At 60.9% G+C, this 19,427-nt stretch carries 23 protein-coding genes and 1 riboswitch; of the genes, 13 read left to right on the top strand and 10 right to left on the bottom strand.

The annotated features are described in order from the left end of the window. The 4 genes from CRO46_RS02115 to CRO46_RS02100 are packed head-to-tail and all read left to right on the top strand — an operon-like array spanning position 1 to position 3,321. A complete protein-coding gene (locus CRO46_RS02115; protein ID WP_097104563.1) occupies positions 1–774 on the top strand; it encodes an ABC transporter ATP-binding protein in 774 nt (257 codons plus the stop codon). After that, positions 771–1,490 carry an ABC transporter ATP-binding protein gene (locus CRO46_RS02110; RefSeq protein ID WP_097104561.1) on the top strand — a complete coding sequence of 240 codons (720 nt, stop codon included), beginning with the start codon at positions 771–773 and terminating at the stop codon, positions 1,488–1,490. Before CRO46_RS02115 ends, CRO46_RS02110 begins: the two co-directional genes overlap by 4 nt. Beyond that, positions 1,487–2,377, top strand: coding sequence for a branched-chain amino acid ABC transporter permease (locus tag CRO46_RS02105; RefSeq protein ID WP_097104558.1), 891 nt, complete (start codon positions 1,487–1,489; stop codon positions 2,375–2,377). Before CRO46_RS02110 ends, CRO46_RS02105 begins: the two co-directional genes overlap by 4 nt. Continuing rightward, on the top strand, positions 2,377–3,321 hold the full coding sequence (locus CRO46_RS02100; protein WP_179758918.1) for a branched-chain amino acid ABC transporter permease: 945 nt from the start codon (positions 2,377–2,379) through the stop codon (positions 3,319–3,321). The genes CRO46_RS02105 and CRO46_RS02100 overlap by 1 nt, the downstream gene beginning before the upstream one ends. Before the next feature lie 22 nt (positions 3,322–3,343). On the opposite strand, the gene CRO46_RS02095 is transcribed toward CRO46_RS02100, so the two are convergent. The 3 genes from CRO46_RS02095 to CRO46_RS02085 form a co-directional block, all read right to left on the bottom strand. Further along, positions 3,344–3,769, bottom strand: coding sequence for an acyl-CoA thioesterase (locus tag CRO46_RS02095; protein ID WP_097104556.1), 426 nt, complete (start codon positions 3,767–3,769; stop codon positions 3,344–3,346). Between the two features lie 181 nt (positions 3,770–3,950). Further along, positions 3,951–4,361, bottom strand: a complete 411-nt coding sequence (locus CRO46_RS02090; protein WP_097104554.1) for a host attachment family protein — start codon at positions 4,359–4,361, stop codon at positions 3,951–3,953. Positions 4,362–4,460: 99 nt separating this feature from the next. Next, entirely contained in the window at positions 4,461–5,030 is a 570-nt protein-coding gene (locus CRO46_RS02085; RefSeq protein ID WP_097104552.1) for a type 1 glutamine amidotransferase domain-containing protein, read from the bottom strand. 230 nt (positions 5,031–5,260) lie between these two features. On the opposite strand from CRO46_RS02085, the gene CRO46_RS02080 reads away from it, so the two are divergent. From CRO46_RS02080 to CRO46_RS02065, 4 genes are all read left to right on the top strand, one after another. Next, a complete protein-coding gene (locus tag CRO46_RS02080; protein WP_097104551.1) occupies positions 5,261–6,022 on the top strand; it encodes an amino acid ABC transporter substrate-binding protein in 762 nt (253 codons plus the stop codon). Between the two features lie 24 nt (positions 6,023–6,046). Next, on the top strand, positions 6,047–6,721 hold the full coding sequence (locus tag CRO46_RS02075) for an amino acid ABC transporter permease (RefSeq protein ID WP_097104549.1): 675 nt from the start codon (positions 6,047–6,049) through the stop codon (positions 6,719–6,721). Further along, positions 6,718–7,449: an amino acid ABC transporter ATP-binding protein gene (locus CRO46_RS02070; RefSeq protein WP_097104547.1), complete on the top strand. Its 732-nt coding sequence runs from the start codon at positions 6,718–6,720 to the stop codon at positions 7,447–7,449. Before CRO46_RS02075 ends, CRO46_RS02070 begins: the two co-directional genes overlap by 4 nt. A 65-nt stretch (positions 7,450–7,514) precedes the next feature. Continuing rightward, a riboswitch (FMN riboswitch) is annotated at positions 7,515–7,644 on the top strand. 57 nt (positions 7,645–7,701) lie between these two features. After that, positions 7,702–8,160 (top strand): 6,7-dimethyl-8-ribityllumazine synthase, encoded by a 459-nt coding sequence (locus CRO46_RS02065; RefSeq protein WP_179758917.1) that lies wholly within the window; start codon positions 7,702–7,704, stop codon positions 8,158–8,160. 93 nt (positions 8,161–8,253) lie between these two features. On the opposite strand, the gene CRO46_RS02060 is transcribed toward CRO46_RS02065, so the two are convergent. Further along, on the bottom strand, positions 8,254–8,520 hold the full coding sequence (locus CRO46_RS02060; protein WP_097104545.1) for a DUF7218 family protein: 267 nt from the start codon (positions 8,518–8,520) through the stop codon (positions 8,254–8,256). 34 nt (positions 8,521–8,554) lie between these two features. Further along, positions 8,555–8,824, bottom strand: a complete 270-nt coding sequence (locus tag CRO46_RS02055) for a hypothetical protein (protein ID WP_097104543.1) — start codon at positions 8,822–8,824, stop codon at positions 8,555–8,557. 172 nt (positions 8,825–8,996) lie between these two features. On the opposite strand from CRO46_RS02055, the gene dusA reads away from it, so the two are divergent. Further along, positions 8,997–9,992, top strand: coding sequence for a tRNA dihydrouridine(20/20a) synthase DusA (dusA, locus tag CRO46_RS02050; protein WP_097104542.1), 996 nt, complete (start codon positions 8,997–8,999; stop codon positions 9,990–9,992). A 40-nt stretch (positions 9,993–10,032) separates the two neighbouring features. Further along, positions 10,033–10,815 carry a hypothetical protein gene (locus tag CRO46_RS02045; RefSeq protein WP_097104540.1) on the top strand — a complete coding sequence of 261 codons (783 nt, stop codon included), beginning with the start codon at positions 10,033–10,035 and terminating at the stop codon, positions 10,813–10,815. A 144-nt stretch (positions 10,816–10,959) separates the two neighbouring features. Here CRO46_RS02045 and CRO46_RS02040 read toward each other — a convergent pair whose 3' ends face one another. Beyond that, positions 10,960–11,337, bottom strand: coding sequence for an acyl-CoA thioesterase (locus CRO46_RS02040; protein WP_097104538.1), 378 nt, complete (start codon positions 11,335–11,337; stop codon positions 10,960–10,962). Between the two features lie 250 nt (positions 11,338–11,587). Between CRO46_RS02040 and CRO46_RS02035 the strand changes: the two genes are divergently transcribed. Beyond that, entirely contained in the window at positions 11,588–12,661 is a 1,074-nt protein-coding gene (locus CRO46_RS02035) for an extensin-like domain-containing protein (RefSeq protein WP_097104536.1), read from the top strand. 309 nt (positions 12,662–12,970) lie between these two features. Beyond that, entirely contained in the window at positions 12,971–13,789 is an 819-nt protein-coding gene (locus CRO46_RS02030) for a sulfite exporter TauE/SafE family protein (protein WP_097104534.1), read from the top strand. Positions 13,790–13,992: 203 nt separating this feature from the next. Here the strand turns inward: CRO46_RS02030 and CRO46_RS02025 are convergent, their stop codons facing one another. The 4 genes from CRO46_RS02025 to cobS all read right to left on the bottom strand — a co-directional run bounded on the left by CRO46_RS02025 (position 13,993) and on the right by cobS (position 18,263). Beyond that, complete coding sequence (locus tag CRO46_RS02025; protein WP_143438918.1) at positions 13,993–16,299, bottom strand: DUF1217 domain-containing protein; 2,307 nt, start codon at positions 16,297–16,299, stop codon at positions 13,993–13,995. A gap of 212 nt (positions 16,300–16,511) precedes the next feature. Then, entirely contained in the window at positions 16,512–17,201 is a 690-nt protein-coding gene (locus tag CRO46_RS02020; RefSeq protein ID WP_097104531.1) for a TIGR02281 family clan AA aspartic protease, read from the bottom strand. 5 nt (positions 17,202–17,206) lie between these two features. Further along, positions 17,207–17,434, bottom strand: a complete 228-nt coding sequence (locus tag CRO46_RS02015) for a DUF1289 domain-containing protein (protein WP_097104529.1) — start codon at positions 17,432–17,434, stop codon at positions 17,207–17,209. 46 nt (positions 17,435–17,480) lie between these two features. Beyond that, a complete protein-coding gene (gene cobS / locus CRO46_RS02010; protein WP_097104527.1) occupies positions 17,481–18,263 on the bottom strand; it encodes an adenosylcobinamide-GDP ribazoletransferase in 783 nt (260 codons plus the stop codon). Between the two features lie 132 nt (positions 18,264–18,395). Here cobS and cobT point away from each other — a divergent pair, with 132 nt between their 5' ends. After that, positions 18,396–19,412 carry a nicotinate-nucleotide--dimethylbenzimidazole phosphoribosyltransferase gene (gene cobT, locus CRO46_RS02005; protein WP_097104526.1) on the top strand — a complete coding sequence of 339 codons (1,017 nt, stop codon included), beginning with the start codon at positions 18,396–18,398 and terminating at the stop codon, positions 19,410–19,412. Positions 19,413–19,427: the final 15 nt, after the last annotated feature.

The raw sequence follows: 19,427 nt of genomic DNA, 5'->3' as shown, positions 1-19,427 counted from the left end.
ATGATTTCAGTTGAGCATGTGAAGGTGAGCTATGGCGGCCCCAACGTCGTCGATGATGTCACGTTTGACATTCCATCGGGACAGATTACCGGCCTGATCGGGCCCAATGGTGCCGGCAAGACCACAATGTTCAACGCGATCGCCGGTCATGTCGGGCTGGCCGGCGGCCGCATCCTGCTCGAGGACAAGGACATCACCGGCCTGCAGCCGCACCAGCGTGCCGCACGGGGGCTGGCGCGGACCTTCCAGATCCCGCACGAATTTTCACGGCTTACGGTGATCGAGAATTTCATGGCTGCCGCAGCCACGCCGATCGGCGAAAACGTGTTCAATGTCATCTTCCGGCGCGGCCGTTTCGCCGCGGAGGAGGAGGCGACCTATCGTGCTGCGCGCGACATGGTGAGCTTTCTCGAGATTGATCACGTCAAGGATGAAAAGGCCGGCAATCTCTCCGGCGGGCAGAAGAAGCTCCTGGAACTCGGCCGGGCGCTTATGCGCAAGCCTAAGATCATTCTGCTCGACGAGATCGGCGCCGGTATCAACCGCACTTTGCTGGCCAAGATTTCCGACAAGATTCTGCATCTGAACAAGGAGCAGGGGCTGACCTTCTGCCTCATCGAGCACGATCTGGATTATGTCTCGAAGCTTTGTGACGAGGTCATCGTCATGGCGCAGGGCACTTTGCTCACCCGTGGCGCGGTTGACGAGGTGCGCCAGGACGCGCGCGTCATCGAAGCCTATTTCGGCGGCGGAAAATATGAGGCCCAGCCATGAGCGCGTTGTTGTCCGTCAAGGAACTGACCGCAGGTTACGGTGGCGTGCCGATCATCGAAGCCGTCAATCTGGACGTGGCCGAGCACGAAATTTCGGTCATCATCGGACCCAACGGGGCGGGCAAGTCGACCTTGCTCAAGACCATCTTCGCGCTGACCGCGCGCTCGGACGGCGAAGTGCGGTTTTCCGGCAAGGATATCACCGGCCTCAGGACAGCAGCGCTGGTACCGCTGGGCATTGCCATGGTGCCGCAGAGCCGCAACGTGTTTCCGACGCTGACAGTGGAGGAAAATCTCGATGTCGGCACCTATGCGGCGCCACCGCCGGACAAGGAAGCCGTGCGCGAGAATGTATTGACGCTGTTTCCGGACCTCCGCGGCAAGCTCGACCAGGCGGCGGGCGAACTGTCGGGTGGTCAGCGGCAGATGGTGGCGATGGGCAGAGCGCTGATGAGCGAACCGAAGCTGCTGCTTCTCGACGAGCCGACGGCGGGACTGTCGCCTGCCTATCTGGAGATCATCTTCGACCTGCTGCTCGACATCCGCAATCGCGGCGTGACCATCCTGATGGTGGAGCAGAACGCCAAGCAGGCTTTGCGGATCGCCGACAATGGCCATGTGCTGGTCAGCGGCAAGAATTTCATATCAGGAACGGGTGAGGCGCTGCTCAATGACGAGGCGGTGCGCCGATCCTTCCTCGGGGGTGCAGCAGCGTGATCGACTTCATCAATCTCTATCTGGTTCCGGGGCTGACCATCGGCAGTGTCTATGCGCTCGGCGCGGTCGGCATCTCGATGATCTTCGGCATCCTTCGGTTTGCGCATTTCGCCCATGGTGACCTGATGACCATCGGCGGTTACGGTGTGCTGACGGCGGTCTGGTTCATTCCGCTTCATCCGCTGCTGCTGCTGCCGTTCGGGATCGCGCTGGCAATCGTGTCGGCGCTGGCGGTGGATCAGTTCTTCTACAAGCCGCTCAGGAAGCTGCCGACCATCTACACGGTGATTGCATCCTTCGGCGTGGCGCTGATCTTCCGTTCGCTGGCGCAGCTTTTCTGGAGTTCGGGCAATGAAGTGTTCATCTCCGGCGTTCGCATGCCGGTGGTGCTGTTCGACACGTTCCGGATCTCCGAGCTGCACATGCAGGTGATCATTCTCACGCTGATCATCGCCATTGCACTTCATTTCTTCTTGACCCGTTCTCAGCTGGGGCGCGCCATGCGCGCGGTGTCGGACGAACCGGAACTGGCATCGGTCGCCGGGCTCGACACCGAGCGGGTTGTGCGCTGGACCTGGGTTATCGGTGCGGCGATGGCGGCGACGGCGGGCGTGTTTGCCGGCATGGACACCTCGATGCACCCCAATCTGGGCTGGAACCTGCTGCTGGCGATGTTTGCCGCAGCGGTTCTCGGCGGCATCGGCAAGCCGATGGGGGCAATCGCTGGCGGCCTGATCATCGGCGTTGCCGAGGAAACCGCCACCTATACCTGGTTCAGTGACGAGGCCTTCATTTCACCGTCCTACAAGTCTGCGGTGGCCTTCTTCATCATGGTTGCACTGCTGCTGTTCAGACCGCAGGGCCTGTTCAAGGGGAGGCTTCTGTAATGGAACTGGGTGGCCTGCTTTTCTATCTGGTCAGCGTGCTGATCGCCGGCGGCATCTACGCCGTCCTTTGCCTGGCGCTGAATGTGCAATGGGGCATGGGTGGTCTGTTCAATGCGGGCATCGCCGGCTTCTTCGCGGTCGGCGCCTATACGTCGGCGATCGTCACGACCGCGGTCTCGTCCAAGCATCTGGGTGGTTTCGGGCTGCCGATCCCGTTCGGGCTTGCCGCGGCGATGATCACTGCCGGGATCACCGGATGGATCGTGGCCAAGATCTGTGTGCGGCTGAAGAGTGATTATCTGGCCATGGCCTCGGTCGGTATCGCCGAGATCCTGCGGCTGGTGATCGTCAATGAGTCCTGGCTCACCAATGGCAGCCTCGGCATTGCCGGTGTGCCGCGGCCCTTCGGTGACCTGCTGCAGGGCAGGGAGGCTGATCTGCTCTATCTCGTCATGGTCTGGCTCTGCGTGCTGTGTGTCTACATCCTGTGCCAGCGGCTCTATGTCAGCCCGTGGGGCCGGACATTGCGTGCGATCCGCGACAATGAGGATTCCGCGCGCGCTGCAGGCAAGGATGTCGACTGGTTCCGGCTACAGACCTTCGTCATCGGCTGCGCCATCATGGGCTTGGCCGGGGCGCTGTCGGCACATTACTTCAAGTTTTTGTCGCCTTCGGCCACCGAACCGCTGTTGGTGACGTTCCTGGTCTGGGTGATGTTGATGGCCGGCGGGTCGGGCAACAATAAGGGCGCAATCGTCGGCGCCCTGGTGATCTGGTTCATCTGGTCGGCGACCGAGATCTTCACCAGCCGCCTGCCGCCCGAATGGATAACCCGGTCGTCCTATATCCGGATGCTGCTTGTCGGTCTGCTGCTGCAGTTCGTGCTACAGAAGTTCCGTTCCGGGCTGGTCCCGGAAAGATCGCCGAAAATACGGTCCGACTAGCTGCAGGTTGGCGTTCCGCGGATTATTCTGCGGGCTGCGCCGGAAGGTACGACAGAAGCTTGGCGCGCACGTCGTCCGGCCATGGCATCGAGGTGTGCTTGTCGAGCCAGCTCGCGGCCAGCACCTGTTTGCCTGACCAGCGGTGCTCCTCGCCGCAAAGCACCTTGTGCTCGACGGTCATCGAGGATTTGCCGACCTTGGTGACCGTCAGTTCGAACGTCAGTTTGTCGCCGAAAAAGGATGGCTTGGAGAAGTCGCAGGTCAGATGCACGGTGGGCGTGCCCCAGCGCTCTTTCCAAATGATTTCATGCCAGGGATAACCGATTGCGGACCAGAATTCCTCGATCACACCGTTGAGCAGATTGAGATAGGCCGGGTAGTAGGCGGTTCCGGAGATGTCGCAGTCGCCAAAATGCAGCATGCGTTCTGTGGTGTAGCTGACGGTCATGGTCCCCCCATTACAGTTTCCGGACCGGGTTTCGCATGCATGGCGCGGGGAGGCAACTCTCGTGGCTGAGCGGTCACGGAAGCAGTGACGGTATCGGCGGGCGGCGGTTTGGTCGGCCGGAGCGGTCGTAGGCATGGCAAAATGGCCGGGCGCAAGTCCCGGCCAATCTGGCTTCGCGTCTTCACATTGCCGCGAGGATCGACTTCTCGATCTGATCGGTGGGGCTGTTGACCAGGGTCTTGGGCAGTTCGAGCATGATCTTGTCGGTGACACTGACATGAAGGCTCGGGCGGGTCTCGCCGAGGGTGTCGGGATCGAGCACGAGGATCAGCTTTTCGAACTTGTGTTGCTGGGCGAGGTCATAAAGATGGTTGGCCAGGATCTTGGCGAATGTGGCCTCCATCGATTCCTTGGCCGAGGTGTCGGGCGGCTGTTTTCCGGCCGGCCCCTGGTCGGCAAGATTGCCGGGCTCCAGGTCCTTGGAATGCTGCAGCTTGAGTTCGCCGCTCTTGCCGGCATTTCGGTAGAAGTTTGCGCCTTCCCCGGTGCCAACGACAATGAGGGTGTTGTGAGGGACTGGTAGGTTGGACATGCGACCTCCCGCTATGTGTGAGTGGACTGGCCGGTACCACAATGGTGGCCAATACGGCGGGTTGGGGGCAGCCGCTCATGCGGCCACCCCAAATCCGGATCAGGCGGCGTTCGCGGAATCGCGGTGGTGCTCGCCTTCGCGCACTTCTTCGATGATCTTGTTGACGAATGCTTCAAGGTCCTCCGGCGAACGACTGGTGATGATGCCGTTGTCGATGGCGATCTCGCTGTCTTCCCACTTGGCGCCGGCATTTTCCATGTCGGTGCGGATCGAGTGGTAGGAGGTTGCCTCGCGGCCCTTGATGACGCCGGCTTCGATCAGCAGCCACGGGGCGTGACAGATGGCAGCGACGATCTTGTCGTTGGTGACGAAGTCGCGTACGAGCTGGACAGCGTCCTTCTCGACGCGCAGCAGGTCGGGGTTAATCTGGCCGCCAGGCAGCACGAGGGCAATGTAATCGTCGACCTTCACGTCGGATATCTTGAGGTCGGCCTCGACCGTATTGCCCCAGTCATCCTTGTCCCAGCCCTTGATGGCCTTGCCGTCGAGCGTTGCAACGTGGACCGTAGCGCCAGCCTTCTTGAGGTGCTCGAGCGGGTATTCCAGTTCGGACTGCTCAAAGCCGTGGGTCGACATGATGAGGATCTTGGCGTTTTCCATATCGGGCATCTTGTTTTCCTTCGTTCGTGAAACTTACCGACACTCAACGCCTGTTTGTGGCGTGAGTTCCGTTAACTTCGGGAAAAACTGTCCGGTGCTCACGCTGTATCACGCCGCCTCACGTTGCCGTGCTGAACAAGCTCTGTGATTGCAAAGGCGGAACCAGCACCCATCTGTGGCGTTCACCTTGAAGCCTGCCCGCGCCCAGAAGCCGCTGACCCGTCACGAGAGAGACAGATATGCTCAAATCAATCGCCATTGCCGCGCTCGCCGCGGCCAGTTTCGTTTCCGTCGCCGCTGCCCAGGACAAGGACACGCTCCGTGTCGGCATGTCGGGCGGCTATTTCCCGTTCACCTTCGTGCAGCAGGACAAGCTCCAGGGTTTCGAAGTCGATGTGATGAACGCGGTCGCCGCGGAAACCGGCATGGATGTGGAGTTCGTCACCATGTCGTTCTCCGGGCTGATCGGCGCGCTGAGTTCCGGCCGCATCGATACCATCGCCAACCAGATCACCATCACGCCCGAGCGCGAAGCGACCTTTGCGTTTACGCAGCCCTATGTCTATGACGGCGCACAGGTGGTGGTGAAGAAGGGCAATGAACACACGATCAGCGGCCCTGAAGACCTGCGCGGCCGTGTTGTGGCCGTCAATCTGGGATCGAACTTCGAACAGTTGCTGCGCGAATTGCCCTATGCGGCCGAGATCGATATCCGCACTTATGAATCAAACATAGAACAGGATACCGCGCTTGGCCGCGTCGATGCCTTCGTGATGGACCGCGTGTCCTCGGCGCAGGTGATCCAGAAAAGCCCGTTGCCGCTGGCGCTTGCCGGTCAGCCGTTCTCGGAAATCCGCAACGCCTTGCCGTTTCGCGATGACGAGGCCGGCCGCGCCCAGCGCGACCGGGTCGACGCTGCGCTGACGGCGTTGCGCGAGAACGGCACGCTTGCGGAAATTTCGCAGACCTGGTTCGGAGCCGACATTACAACAGCCGAATAGGCAGCCGCCACACGGGGCAGGGCAATGCAACCGCTTGACATCGACTACATGCTGGGGCTGGTCCCGGTGCTTCTGGGCTACGTGCCGCTGACACTCGGCATGGCGCTGGCGTCGATGGCCTTTGCGCTGGTGCTTGCCGCGCTCTTGGCGGTAGAGCGGGTCGTCCGGGTGCCAGTGCTCGACCAGGCGGTGATGCTGTTCATCAGCTTCTTCCGCGGTACGCCGCTTCTGGTACAGCTGTTCCTGTTCTATTACGGGCTGCCGCAGCTGATGTCGTTTCTCACCCAGATCAACGGTGTGACCGCTGCGATCATGGGCCTGACGCTGCATTTTGCGGCCTATATGGCGGAAAGCATCCGTGCCGCCATCATCGGGGTTGACCGCAACCAGTGGGAAGCCTCAATGGCGGTCGGCATGACCCGCGCGCAAATGCTCAGGCGGATCGTACTGCCACAGGCCTCGCGGGTGGCTGCGCCAACGCTGGTCAATTACTTCATCGACATGATCAAGAGCACCTCATTGGCCTTTACTCTGGGTGTGACGGAGCTGATGGGTGCAACACAGAAAGAGGCGGCAGGCAGCTTCCTCTATTTTGAAAGCTTTATCGTGGTGGCGGTAATCTACTGGATCATCGTCGAGGTGCTGTCCTACGGGCAACGGCTGCTTGAAAGCCGTATGGAAGAGGCCTATGCGCGATGACCGGTGTCTCGGGACTGACAAAGCGGTTTGGCACCAACACGGTGCTGGACAATATCGACCTCGAGATCGAGGATGGCGAGCGAGTGGTCATCATCGGCCCGTCCGGCACCGGCAAGTCGACCTTGCTGCGCGCGATCAATTTCCTTGACCATCCCGACGCAGGCACCATCACCGTCGGCGACCTCAGCGTCGACGCAGCGCGCGCCAGCCGCAGGAATATCCTGGCTCTGCGCCGGCGCACCGCCTTCGTGTTCCAGAATTATGCGCTGTTTGCCAACAAGACCGCGCGCGAGAACATCACCGAAGCGCTTGTAACCGTGCAGAAGCGCTCGCGTGCAGATGCCGAGGCGCGGGCGGATGAGGTGTTGCGCGAGACCGGTCTTCTTGACAAGGCGGACTCCTACCCGGCGGCGCTGTCGGGCGGTCAGCAGCAACGTGTCGGCATCGGCCGGGCGATGGCGCTTGATGCCGACCTGATGCTCTTTGACGAGCCAACCTCGGCACTCGACCCGGAATGGGTGGGCGAGGTGCTGGACCTGATGCGGCGGGTGGCCGAGCAACGGCAGACCATGCTGATCGTTACCCACGAGATGCAGTTTGCCCGCGAGATTGCCGACCGGATAGTGTTCATGGACGGAGGACGGATCGTCGAGCAGGGGCCGCCGAGCCAGATTTTCGATGCTCCCCACGACAAGCGCACGCGCGATTTTCTGCGCCGCGTCGGTTAACTCCGAGCGGAGGCCATTTGCGTCCCGGAACGGTTTGACTCACACACACCGACCCACTAGGTAAAATCCATTCTCAGGGCGGGGTGAAATTCCCCACCGGCGGTTACAGCCCGCGAGCGCCACCTTCTGGTGGGTCAGCAGACACTGGTGGAATTCCAGGGCCGACGGTTAGAGTCCGGATGGTAGAGAATGGGCGTGAGGCAACGGGTTGCGAAACCTGTTCCGAACGCTTGTGCGCTCTGGGATCTTGTCATGATTGAAAGGATCCGAGCAGTGACAAAATCCCTCAAAGTAGCTTTCATCAAGGCCCGCTGGCATGCCGATATCGTCGATCAGGCGCTTCTCGGGTTCAAGGCGCGTGTTGAAGAGCTGGGGCTCGTTGCGGAGGTGGTGAGTTTCGATGTGCCGGGCGCATTCGAAATGCCGCTGCTTGCGCAGAAGCTTGCCAAGACCGGCGAGTACCAGTCCGTCGTGGCAGCAGCACTGGTTGTGGATGGTGGTATCTACCGGCACGATTTCGTGGCCCAGGCAGTGGTCTCCGGGTTGATGGATGTGCAGCTCAAGACCGAGGTTCCGGTTTTCTCGGTGTCGTTGACGCCACACAACTTCCAGCCCACCGGCGAGCACCGGACTTTTTTCACTGAGCATTTCGTCAAGAAGGGCCGGGAAGCCGCCGACGCAGTGGCGCAGGTTGCCGGACTGCCCGTCTAACGGCAATACAAGAGCCTTCCAGAAAGTTGAAAACCCCGCATGGAAGGGGCGTCCATGCGGGGTCTTCGGGCCTGAGGGGGCAGGCCGGAGGCCTCAGCTGTTTCTGAGCGCCTCGATCAGTTCGCCTTTCGACATGTCCGAACGGCCCTCGATGTCGAGTTCCTGGGCGCGCGCATAGAGCTCGTCCTTAGTCCAGTTCTCATAGGCGGATGATTTGCCGCCTTTCTTGGATGGTTTCTGACTGTCATTGGCCTGCGCGTTGGCAATGCGGGCGGCCTTCTCTTTGGAGGCGCCGTCATCGCGCAGGGCTTCGTAGGTGTCGTCGTCCTTGATGGACGAGGCATGTCTGCTGCTGGCCATGGTTTGTCCTTACTTTCGTCGACCGGGGCGTAACCTAGATGCGGGTTGAGAGCTGCGCGATCGCTGAATCGATCTCCTCGATCAACGGCGCCATGTCGTTGCCGAAATCGGCATGGGAGCGAGCCTCGAGTTCGGAGCGCATGGATTTGAGCGTCTCAAGGCGCTGGTCAACCGGCCTGGGTGACATCAGCACGGCGTCGATGTCGTCGGCGGTGAGCGTCTGGGCGATGCCGTCGGTATCTGCGTCACCGCCGATCTGGACGTCGACAGGATCAATGAATGAACTGTTTTTCTCTACCGGCATTGTGGTCTCCGTTGATGCTGCTAGCTCAACGCCAGAGAGGTCAACTGGTTCCACTCGACCTTCGATCCCGGTGTCGGAACGCCGTGGTTTCGCGCGGACGGGATTTGCGCTATAGGCAGGCGAAGAAACCGGCCCTGGAAACAGGTCTGACATAGTTTTTGAAACAGGCGAGATGAGTAGATATCCTCAACACCGATTTTCCGTCGCACCGATGATGGACTGGACTGACCGGCACTGCCGGTTCCTGCACCGTCAGCTCTCGCGCCGGGCGCTGCTCTACACCGAGATGGTGGTGGCTGACGGCATCATCCATGGTGACCGCGACCGCCTGCTTTGCTTTGATCAGATCGAGCAACCGGTGGCCTTGCAGCTTGGGGGCTCGGAGCCTGACAAGCTGGTCGAGGCGGTTCGGATTGCGACTGATTACGGCTATGACGAAATCAATCTCAATGTCGGCTGTCCCTCCGACCGGGTGCAGTCGGGGGCCTTCGGCGCCTGCCTGATGCGCGAGGCGGATCTGGTGGCGCGCTGCGTGGCGGCCATGAAAACCGTTGCGGATGTCCCGGTGACGGTGAAGTGCCGTATCGGTGTCGACGAGCAGGATCCGGAAATCGTCTTGCCTGGCTTCGTAAGGTCCGTGGTCGATGCCGGTGCGAATGCGGTCTGGGTGCACGCGCGCAAAGCCTGGCTCGAAGGCCTGTCTCCGAAGGAAAACCGGGATATTCCGCCGCTCGACTACGATATTGTCTACCGGCTCAAGCAGGATTATCCGAATCTTTTCATCGGCATAAACGGTGGTATTGCCTCTCTGAATCAGGTGCTTGAACATCTGAATCACGTCGATGGCGTGATGCTCGGCCGGGCCGCCTATCACAACACGTCGCTGCTCGCGGACGTGGACCGGCAGGTCTATGGCGACGATGTGGGTGTGACCGATTGGGATGCCGTCCGCGCTTCGATGATGGCCCATGCGGACGCGCATCTGGCCGCAGGTGGCCGACTCATTCACGTCACGCGGCACATGATCGGGCTGTTCCAGGGTGTGCGCGGCGCGCGCCGCTTCCGGCAGGTCCTGTCGGCTGACGCGGTACGCCCGGGAGCAGGCCCGGAGGTGATCGCCGCTGCCTTCGACGCCATTGACTTTGCCGGCCTGACGGAAGCCGCCTGAGCAATCTGTATGGCAATGCCGCCAATCGACGGGAGATGACATGAAGCTTCTCCGCTCCTATCCGATCATCGGCGCCATCGCCGCCCAGATCGTTGCCGGTGCGCTCGTGTTCGCGCTTGTGCTCGGAGCTGCCGATAGGTTTGACGCGCGGATCCTGTTCTGGTCTGCGCTGCTGGTGCAAAGCGTGGTTGCTGCGCTTGTAACGAAGCTGCTCGGTCTTCCGGTCTGGTGGATCTGGATCGGGCTTTGTTTTCCCGCGGCCATGGCGTTGGCACTGTACGCCGGAGACTTGCCGGCCTGGCCATTCGGCCTTGGGTTCGTGGTTCTGTACCTGCTGTTTTCCAACACCGCGCGGGAGCGGGTGCCGCTCTATCTTACCAACCGGGCCACGACCGAGGCGCTGGCGTCGCTGATGCAGCAACGCAACGCCCGCCGCTTCATTGACCTGGGGTCCGGGTTCGGCGGTGTCGTGCGTGCGCTGGATGGCGAAGGGCGGCAGGCGACGGGTGTGGAGACCGCGCCGCTGGTCTGGCTGGTGTCGGCGATCCTGTCGAAAATCCAGAGGCGAGGCAGGATGCTGCGGCAGGATATCTGGACAACCGATATTTCGGATCAGGACGTGGTCTATGTCTTCCTGTCGCCGGAACCGATGCCGGCGCTTTACGACAAGGCGCGGCGGGAGATGAAGCCGGGCAGCCTGCTGGTCTCCAACAGTTTCGGAGTGCCGGGCCTTAAGCCATCGGAAATCTGGGAGTTGTCCGACCGACGCAAGACGCGGCTTTACCTCTATGAAATGAGCGAGCCGCGCGCAGCCGAAGAGTGAGGCGAGTGGTGGTGTCGAGCGTGGCGGAAGGTCCTTGTTGCGCTCGAATAGGTTAATCATTTCAGGTGCTTGAGCGGCAGTTTTGGCATTTTGAATCGGGTGCTTGATACATTGATTCAGTGGTCCCTGCCTGACGATTATGCCTTACTCGGGGGGCAGGGGTGTCGGCTTGTTGGCTGCATCCAGCGCCACCATGACAAACAGCGCATTTGTGACCTTGTCCATCTGCGGCGACAGGTAACGCTGGGCCCAGGCCTCGACCAGCAGCGTCATCGAGGTGCGCCCGACCTTGACGATATCGGTGTAGATGCACAGCGTGTCGCCGATCTTGACCGGCATGGCAAAGGACATCTCGTTGACGGCCGCGGTGACAACGCGTCCCCTTGCGCGCTCGGCGGCACGGATGCCGCAGGCCAGGTCCATCTGAGCCATGACCCAGCCGCCGAAGATGTCGCCAGCGGCGTTGGCATCCGCCGGCATGGCCAGTGTCCGCAGGGTCAGTTCGCCGGTCGGGGTGGTCATGCGCGTCTCCTCGTTGATGCTTTGGTTTAACCCGCCGCCGGAAGGTTTTGAAGAGTGCTCGGAGGAGAATGTCGGGGATTGCTTTTGGCCGGCCAGGTCGTCACCTCACTGTTGCCGACACGGAGCTGCGGCTGCAGATCGTGCCGGGGTTTGCCGCAATATTGCCTCAGGCGTTAACGCGCGGCATCAGCCTTCCTTTACTGTTATGTGCGATTCCTGCTCGTAGTCTTGCGTTTTTCCGGAGCAATCCATGTTGTCCTGCGTACCCAATTCCCGCCGCCTGTCGCTGGTTTCAGCGGGGTTGGTCTTGACGACGGCCCTGCTGGCTGGTGGCTGTTCAGGCGACATGGCGCCTCCGGGTGAACTGCTGTCGGTGCAGCCGGCTGCTCCCACGATCCTGAGCGAACCCGCGGCGCCGGCGATGATGACAAGTGCGCCGCTTGCGCCGGCCATGTTCGCCGACGGGACGGAAACGCGAATACCCAGCGGCCCCGATGCGCCGATGCAGAACGTGCTTGCCTACCCGGTCTCGGCCGGTGTGGACGCGAACCAGATGACTTCTGCCTTGCCGGAAGGCAGGGTGGAGCAGCCGATCGTGACCGGTATCGGCACCGACAATCCGCAATTGGCCACCATGTCCGGCTATCCGGCGGGCAATGGCTCGAATCTGCAGGTGCAGGACACCAGCATCCAGGAGAATCCGGTGCAGATGGCCGGTCTGATGCCGCGGATCAGCAACCCGATGAGTGCGCCGCAATGGGCGGGCGGAATGCCTGCCGCGGAAAAGGCATGTCGCAACCGGCTCAAGCGCCTGGGAGTGACCTATCGCGATCTTCCGGCCATCAACAGCGGCAAGGGCTGCTCCATTCCCTATCCGGTCGAAGTCACCGAATTGTCGGGCGGGATCGAGATCAAGCCTGCGGCCAAGCTCAATTGCCAGATCACCGACGCTTTCGCCCAGTGGGTCAAGAACGAACTCGCACCGGCGGCCCGGCTTCGCTATCTCTCCGGGGTGAAGTCCATCCGCCAGCTCTCATCCTATTCCTGCCGGACGATGAATTCGAAACGCGGTGCGCCGATGTCCGAACATGCCAGCGGCAACGCCATCGATGTGGGCAAGATCACGCTGAACAATGGCCAGTCGATTGCCGTGAGAAAGCCGGGATTCTTTTCTTTCCGTGAAAAAAGCCTGCTGAAAACAGTACGCAACGACAGTTGCAAATATTTCACCACGGTTCTCGGCCCGGGCAGCGACATCCATCACCGGGATCATTTCCATTTCGACCTGAGGTCACGAAAGCGCGGTTACCGGCACTGCGACTGACCGGGACCGGGTGACAGGTCAAGATTATCCACAACAGTCCAGCCGCAATCGGGCAAAAAAGAAGGCCGGACAAGCCAGCCTTCAACCCGTTGCCGGAGATGGGGCGTCATACCGGATCGGGAAGATTCCCGTGGGGACCTGCGGCGGGTGGTCACGGAAATCCCGGTGGCCGGTTGCGATTGTTTCGGCCATGGCTGGACAATGGCTGAGGAATGTCTCTGTTTGATGACAGGGGCGGATTCGTCTACAGCCGGTGGCGAGGTCTCATAGATCCGGACCGGGATTTTCATGAACAAGGAATATGCATAGATGCCACTGCCGGGGGATTTGATCTGGTTTGCGGCAGCGCTTGCCGCGGCCGGAGGAGTGGCCGGAATCCTGGCCGGCCTGTTCGGCATTGGCGGCGGAGCGATCCTGGTTCCGGTGTTCTACCAATTGTTCGGGCTGCTGCAGGTCGATGATGCGGTGCGAATGCACCTCTCTGTCGGCACTTCGCTGGCGATCATCGTGCCGACCTCGATCCGCTCGTTCCTGTCACACAGAAAGCGCGGTGCGGTTGATCACGAGCTGCTGCGCAGCTGGATCCTGGCTGTGCCGCTGGGGGTTCTCTCCGCATCGCTGATCGCCGCCTCGATCTCAAGCGGGGGGCTGAGGGCAATCTTTGCGCTGATTTCCATTCTGGTGGGCATCAGGATGCTGCTCAACAGGGAGAACTGGCGTCTGGGCGTGCAGGTACCCGGCAACCCGGTCAGGGCCGTCGTCGGTTGGTTGATCGGACTTCTGTCCGGTCTCATGGGAATTGGTGGAGGGGTTCTCAACAACACCTTCATGACGCTCTACAATCGGCCGGTGCACCAGGCCGTGGCGACGTCGGCCGGTGTCGGCGTGCTGATCGCGATACCCGGCCTGTTCGGCTACATCTGGGCAGGATGGGGTGTTGCGGCGCTGCCGCTGTTTTCGACTGGCTACGTTAACTGGTTGGTGGTGGCGCTGATCATTCCGATCACGCTTGTGGTCGCACCGCTGGGCGTCAGTATGGCGCATGCGCTCAACAAGCGGCAGCTGGAAATCGGCTTTGGCCTGTTCCTGCTGTTGGTGGCCGCAAGGTTTCTCTACAGTCTGGTCTGACCGAACGGCTTGCGGAGCATTCGCCAATCGCGACGATCATTAGTGCCGCCCGGTGGAAAGGGGATGAGCTGTATCGCCGGTCCTGGGAAGCGCTCCAGGGTTCAGGTCAGTACATGCGTGCGAAAGCGCCAAGGTCGCTGCAACACCTTGAATGGTTACATGTCCGTTATCGTTCTAATGAATCCATTTGAACGCGGCATCCATCAGAAGCTCGAGCGCAGCTGCATCAGTGTCGCCACTGTCTCGAAGTTGATCGCGGTATTGCCGCCAAGAACCGACAGGATCGGGTCCTGGGCGCCATTGTCGATGTCATAGAGCGCAAGGAAGCGCTGTACCAGGGTCTGGACCTTTTCCGGATCCATCAGATCGTCGATATCGAGATAGCGGTCGAGCATCTGCTTCTGCTTGTCGATGTCACTGCCTGCGGTTTCATCGGAGATCGAGAATGTCGTGCGGATGAACTGTGCCAGGGCGTCGTCTGCCAGGATGTCGAAATTGCTGGTCAGGGTGGGCGCCATGCGCTCGAAATAGAGTGCCAGGCGCGCGCCGAGGCTTTCCTGCCCTGCTTCTTCCTCGATCGCCTGTGTCAGATAGAGCCGCTGGGTTTCCACCAGGCCGCGCTCATTCTGCGCACCGGGATTGGAAATTGTACGAATGTAGCCATCGGCATCGAAGTTGAAGGATCCGGCGATCTTCTGAAATCCGATCTCGGTCTGCTGGTTGGCGAAGCTGTTGGGATCATCAAGGTCCGAGATCAGCACTGCGCGGAGCGTTTCGGTGCTGACGTCAACCGGCCGGAGGCCTTCGGCAACCAGGAGCACGTTGCGCAGCCGCGTGTCGGCCAGGAGATCGTCCACGGTCTCCAGCGTCTGCAGCCTGGTCCGGTAGTAAGATGCCTCCTTCTCTGCTGCAGCCTTCGACGATTCGCTGTCGTCGAGCCTGGTCACGGCCGTGTAGTAGGCCTTGGTGATCCGGGTGATTTCGTTTTCGGACTGTGCGTAGCGGGGTGATCCAATGCTGCCATCAGCGGCAAAGTTGAAGGCTTTCGCCAGCTTGACGAACCGGTCATCCTTCATGGTGTTGACGTAGCTGTTGGGGTCGTAGGGGTCGCTGGTGAAGATCTGCTTCAGCTTGAAGGTGGAGACTTCACCGGGAGAAATGTTGAAGGCCTTGAGGGCAAATTCGCGGATGGTAATTGCCGCGGGCTCGGCGGACAGAAAGTCATCGAGGTTGCTGGTAAGTCCGATATAAAGCTTGTACTTGGCGATCGCCGCGGCATCAGCCTCTTCATCGGCATCATTGTATTTGCCGATGTAATTGGAGGTGGTGGTGTATAGCTGGTCGGCGTCCTGGATGTCCTTGCCCGGCGTGATCGAGCCGTCGGCTTCAAAATTGAAGGCCTTTGCCAGCGCGATCATTCCCGCGCTTTTGCTGTAGATCTCACCATTGGGATCGGAGGTGTCCTGCTCCAGGGCCCATTTGACATCGGCGCGGCTTGTGGTCAGCGGAATGTCATAGGCTGTCAGCATCATCCTGCTGAGACGGGAATTGTTCAGAAGCTCGTCAATCGTGGTGATGGTGGAGATGGTCTCCTCGTAATACTGCTTGTTGATCAGTGCGCCGGTGGAGGTCAGTCTCGGCTGTGAAAGCACGTAGCTTTCCGTGACCATCTTGAGCTGCGCTTCGCTCATCGGCGCCACGCCTGCATCCAGGCTGCCATCGGCCTTGAAATTAAAGGAGGCGGCCATGTTGTAATACATGTCGGCCTTGTCGATGGCCTTGGTGTACTGGGTAATCAGGTAAGTGATCTTTTCTTTCTGCGCCGGCGTCTTCAGCGGATCGGCCAGTTGCGTGTTGAGGTCGTCAACCTGGACCAGCCAGTCACTGACCTTGGGTGCGATGACCGAATTGACGTAGCTGTTCGCATCGGCAATGTCGCTGGTGAGCACGCCCCTCAAGGTTTCGTAGTCGTAGGTCTTGGGATCGATGCCGAAGGTCGAAAAGACGTAGTCGCGCGCTCGGGTGTTCTGCAACAGGTCGTCGACACTGGTAAAGGTCTGGGACACGGCCTTGAAGTAATTGGTTTCCTCCCGGAGCCGATCGTCATTGCTCTGCACAGATTGCTCGTAGGTGCCGATCAGGGCGTCGATCTGGCTGGTGGTCTGGATGATCTCCGAGGTGACTGTGTTGCCGAAATCATAGGCTGCGGCCAGCGTCTTGTACTTGCTGTCGGTGAGAAGGTTGGCAAAGCTGCTGGTGTCCGTGAGATCGCTTTCAAGCACCTTCCGGATGAACGCCTTGGCGTAGGTCATCTCTTCCAGACCGTAGGCCTTCATTGCATAGGCATAGACCCTGTCATTGGCCAGGAATTCATCGACCGTTTTGATCGAGCCGATCGTGTCGCGGTAGTATTGCGCTTCCCTGGTGACGACCGGATCGGCGGCCTTCCGGCTGAGCGTCAGATTGAAGTCCTTGGTGTAGAAATTATACGATTGGTAACTGGAAATCATGGCGCGACCTGTGACCGGAAAAGTGGGAAGGCAATCGACAAAATGACTGCAATCCACTTCGCAGGGATGGATTTGCAGCAATTTTGCCGCGAGTCGCTTGCCTGAGGCTTTCCGCGCGCTCGGCCATCCGGCCCAAAGTTGCACTGCCTAGCGGCGGAGCCAATCTCGTCGATTTCGGTTGATTTTGCCGCTATGGGGCTGGCCGTGCCGCTTCAGTCGCGCAGGATGACTTCGTCCCGGCGCATCTCAAATGCGGTCAGAGAAGAAATGAAATTCATCCCCAGCAGGCTCTGATCCAGCCGCCCGGGTTCGGCCACCATGGCGCGCAACCCGCTGCGCTCGACCGAACCTACGGTGACCGTGTCGAGGCGAACGGGGGCTGCGCGTGCCCGGCCGTTGGCGGTGTTTATCACCAGCGTGTAGCTGAGATCACCCTCGGAAAAGCCGACGCTCAAGGCATCGGCATGCGAGAGCGCGATCGCGGTTGCGCCGGTATCGATGAGGAAGCTCACCGGTTCGCCGTTGACGGCGCCCGCAGCTTCGAAGTGCCCGTTCAGTGATTTGCGGATCAGGACGGCCGGGCCATTTTCATCCGACACGGTCACCGGTCTGCCGGGTGCGAGGCCGCCGGCCACGCGCAGAACCATGTCCCTGGCCTGGTCCTGGTAGAGCCAGCCGGTGGCAAGGCCCAGAAACAGCACCATCCAGATCATGAGGTTGCGTATCATTTCGCCGATGTTACGATGTCCGCCGAACACGGCTGCGCCAACAACAGCCCCGAGCATGCCGAGATAGACAAGGCTGGCGAGATCGGTGTTGGGAATGCCGAAACTCAGTCCGGTTTCGTGATTGTAAATCAGCACGGCGAGGGCGGCGCCCATCAGGGCGAGTATGAAAACCATTCGTCTCAAATGTCCTGCCGTTCACGCGCCATGCGCTGCCGCCTGGTTTCCCGGCGTGGTTTGCGTTCGACGGTTTCGAGCCGGGCCGGCAACTCCGCCATCACAACCCGCCTTGTTTCCGGCGAGTAGCCGGTCCATCCGGCGATTTCGTCGCGGGTGCGGCCACAGCCGAAGCAGAAACCGGTCGTGTCGTCGATCGAGCATATCAGGATGCAGGGGGATTCTATGCTCATGGATTCTGCTCGTTAACGGCCACTGTGAACGGTTTATATCGTTGCTTCACAGCAAAAGGGCAAGGGCGGTGAGGCAAACCGTCTCCGCGATCTGCTGGGTGGCGCCGATGGTGTCGCCGGTATGGCCCTTCAGCCTGCGCCGGACCAGGGATGTCCAGAGGCCGGTCATGGCAGCCAGGAGCACCAGGCCAGACAGCGCCGGGAACAGGCCGCAAGCCAGGCTGGCCAGCACGACAAAGAGCAGCCCACCCGCAATCAGCGCCGTGGACCGGGCGCCCTGATCAGGAGCGCCGACGGAGGCGGCGACGCCATTCTGACGAGCAGGTGGCAAGAGGCTCCAATGCCAGACCATGGCTGCGCGCGAGGCGGCGGCGGCGGCCAGAAGGACGAGCAACGTGTTCCAGCCGCCAATGACCGAGAGGATGATGGTCAGGGACACGGCGCGCAGCGCGAAGCTGATCAGCAGGACCAGCACACCATAGGTGCCGGAGCGGCTGTCCTTCATGATTTCCAGCATGTGTTCGCGTCCGCCCCGGGCCCCGAAGGCGTCGGCGGAATCAGCCAGCCCGTCCTCGTGCAGCGCGCCGGTCACGCCGATCAGCACTGCAAGAGCGAGAACAGCAGTCAGAGCGTGATTGGCGCTGACGGAGGACAGCAGCACGACGAGCAGCCCCGGACACAGGCCGATGAGCAGGCCCGCGGCGGGGAACATCGCAGAAGCCCGGGACAGAGATCCGTCATGCCGCTCGAAATGGTGCGCCGGCATCGGCAGCCGGCTCAGGAAGCCGGTTGATCGGGCGATGTCGTCGATATAGTCGCTGATCTGCATTTGGGTTCTCCAGCCAGCACAAGAATTCGGATCGAGACCTTGGATGTCGCTAACGTTGTTGTCCTTGGGTGAAATGACAATTACACCGGGCCGCGACGCGCGTCATGCGCCAGAATGACCTTGGAGAGAAAAATGAGTGCCAGCGGTTTGCCCTTTGACGATTTTCGCGAACTCCTGCGCAACCTGCCTGGACCCGATACGGAGGCTCTTGCAGCGGCGCGCCAACGCGATTCGCAACTGACCAAGCCTGCGGGTGCCTTGGGACGGCTTGAAGAAATCGCGTTCTGGCTGGCGGCCTGGAGCGGGCGGCAGCCGCAGGTGACGCGGCCGCTGGTGGCAATCTTTGCCGGCAACCACGGGGTGACCGCGCAAGGTGTGACGCCTTTCCCGTCCTCGGTGACGGCACAGATGGTGGAGAATTTCGCTGCAGGCGGAGCTGCGATCAACCAGATCTGTGTGGCCAATGATCTGGGGCTGAAGATCTTCGACCTGGCTCTGGAAGTGCCGACCGGCGACATTTCCACCGAGGCGGCGATGGATGAGCGCACATGCGCTGCCACCATGGCATTCGGAATGGAGGCGATCGCGGGTGGTACGGATCTGCTTTGCATTGGCGAGATGGGAATCGGCAACACGACCATTGCGGCTGCCATCTTCTACGGCCTCTACGGTGGGTCTGCAGCTGACTGGGTCGGCCCGGGTACCGGTTCCGAAGGCGAAGTTCTGGCGCGCAAGATTGCCGCGGTGGAAACCGCGGTCGCGCTGCACAAGGCGCATCTCGGCGATCCGCTGGAGCTGCTGCGGCGCCTGGGCGGGCGCGAGATTGCGGCCATGGCTGGCGCGATTCTGGCCGCACGAACGGAACGGATCCCGGTGCTGATCGACGGCTATGTGGCAACCGCCGCGGCCGCCGTGCTGCACGCCATCAATCCGGCAGCTCTCGATCATTGCATGATCGGGCACGTGTCGGCTGAACCCGGCCACATGGCCGCGATCGAGAAGCTCGGCAAGACACCGTTGCTGGCGCTGGGCATGCGTCTGGGCGAGGGGACCGGGGCGGCGCTGGCCGCAGGCATCGTCAAATCGGCGGCGCAATGTCATTCAGGCATGGCGACATTCGCCCAGGCGGGCGTAGCGAACAAGGAGTGAAGTCCGATTCGGTAG

This window comes from Parahoeflea halophila, from assembly GCF_900220985.1.
Classification (GTDB): domain Bacteria; phylum Pseudomonadota; class Alphaproteobacteria; order Rhizobiales; family Rhizobiaceae; genus Hoeflea; species Hoeflea halophila.
Note: the sequence above shows the minus strand (reverse complement) of the source record. Positions and strands in the feature narration are given on the sequence as shown.